Below are 1363 nucleotides of genomic sequence, written 5' to 3'. Positions count from 1 at the left end.
CCGGATTCGTCGGCCAGCAGGGCACGCCCCTGCGGATCGGCGTGCGCGCGCGTCGCCGCAATGCCGAAGACATCGTCTTCGCGACCGGGGAACGGGCCACGGAAGCTCATGCCGGCACTCAGCGAGTGGCCGAGCGTGCTGGTGCGCCCGTCGGTGAAGCCGTAGCGGGCGAAGAGGCTGAGGTCGCGCTTCGTTCCGGGGACGCGATGGACGGTCTGCTCGGCCAGCAGGTAGGCACCCCAGTGCCGCGAGTCGCGTGGCTCGTCGTTGGCATCGACCGCAGTCAGTTGCTCGAAGCGTGGCGCGTAGCGCCAGGCGCCGAGGGCCACCTTGCTGATCGGCGTGTAGTCGTCGTCATCGCCGGCCGGGCCGAAGCAATCGCCCAGAAGCCCCGCCTGCACTGGACTGAAGCCGACTTCGCCGATCAGCAGGCTGCCGGTGCTCTTGCGCCAACTGATGTTGGGGCCGGCGGTGTCGATTCGCTCGCTGGGAATGCCGCGGCTGATGGCCAGCATCGCGTACCAGGCCGGGTCGGGGTCGATCCGCAGGCGGGCGCCGTAACTGCTCGTGGCGTAGATCGACGGGCCGGCCAGACTACCGAAGTCGGCGACCTCGGCGGCCATGCCGAACGAGGGGTGGAGGAACACGCCAGACGAGTCGGTGACGTAGAACTCGCTGTCGAGCGGGTAGAGACCGGCGCGCAGCGAGGCCTTGCCGTCGAGGAACGACTGCTGCAGCCAAGCCTCGAAGATGCCGGTGCGGTTGACCGGCGCCTCGAGATTGTCGACGCCCATGAAGCTGCCCACATCGTTGAGGTTCACGCGCTGGCCGCTGTTGCTGATCAGGGCCAGGTACGCCGAGCCGCCGCGCCAGCCGAGGAGCTTCTCGCCGTCGAGCCCGATGGCGAGGTTGATGTTGCCCATGTAGCCACCGCCGCGCCTGAGGCCGCCGCTGTTGTTGCGCAGGTAGTCGGCGGTGTAGACGAGGTCGACCTGGACGCCGGCGGCGAAAAGCCGCCGCCGGGCGCCGCCCCAGTCACCGCCGAGCGTGCTCGCCTGCCAGTCCGGCGCCTTGTCTTCGTTGTCGTCGTTGCCGGCACTCTGCGTTGGCGCGGCCACCTGATCGCCGCTTGCCGGGGCCGGCGCCCCTGCAGCGGCCTCGCCGGCGGCCAGGCCGGGGATTCCGGACAGCAGCAGGCCGGCGAGCAAGGCCGCCAGTCCCCTGTTGCCAAACGATTTCTCCTGCATCGACATGCCCTTCCTCCTCTCGCTGTGCAAAAGACTCTTGACTCTTGTTGACGTCATTTCAACATGGTTCTGTTGCAGATGCAACAGAGTTGACTTCAGGGAAGGCCGCGCGCATC

1 protein-coding gene is annotated in these 1363 nt (G+C 68.2%); it reads right to left on the bottom strand.

Annotated features, from left to right (window positions below; translation table 11 throughout):
* A partial coding sequence (locus NFW30_RS12515) for a carbohydrate porin (RefSeq protein ID WP_295372203.1) occupies positions 1-1253 on the bottom strand: 1253 nt, incomplete at its 3' end.
* Between the last annotated feature and the right edge of the window lie 110 nt (positions 1254-1363).

The organism is Accumulibacter sp., assembly GCF_023806635.1.
In the GTDB taxonomy this organism is placed as follows: domain Bacteria; phylum Pseudomonadota; class Gammaproteobacteria; order Burkholderiales; family Rhodocyclaceae; genus Accumulibacter.
Note: the sequence above shows the minus strand (reverse complement) of the source record. Positions and strands in the feature narration are given on the sequence as shown.